The organism is Geobacillus sp. BMUD (genome assembly GCF_013096845.1).
Classification (GTDB): Bacteria; Bacillota; Bacilli; order Bacillales; family Anoxybacillaceae; genus Geobacillus; species Geobacillus vulcani.
Genome location: NZ_SDLA01000101.1, coordinates 1 through 383 on the forward strand (window position 1 = coordinate 1; position 383 = coordinate 383).

Consider the following 383-nt stretch of genomic DNA (forward strand, 5'->3'; position numbering starts at 1 on the left):
ATATAAATGTTTCGGGAAGAGCGCCAGCGGCTCAACGATAATCACGACTTGCGGTGATTTGCATTTATACGGGTCAAGCCCCAAATCGCCAACCCCGCGCGAAACGACAAGGCGGATGTACGCATCTTGATATCCATTGCGACGGACGGTTTCGAGCACGTGGTTGATCATTTCATCTTTCGTGTATGGAATGTTCAGCATAATGGACTTAGCTGAGTTATACAGACGATCTATATGTTCTTCTAGGCGGAATACGTTGCCGCTATAGACGCGAATACCTTCAAACACGCCGTCCCCATACAAAAATCCATGATCATAAACTGATATTTTTGCGTTTTCTTTTGTTACAAATTCTCCGTTTAAAAAAATCCATTGTTCTCCCA

The 383-nt window shown here is 43.9% G+C and carries 1 protein-coding gene; it reads right to left on the minus strand.

Translation table 11 applies throughout. The annotated features are described in order from the left end of the window. Window positions 1–383 (minus strand): aminotransferase class IV (locus tag ETC05_RS17610; RefSeq protein WP_171661577.1); only part of this gene is annotated, 383 nt, incomplete at both ends.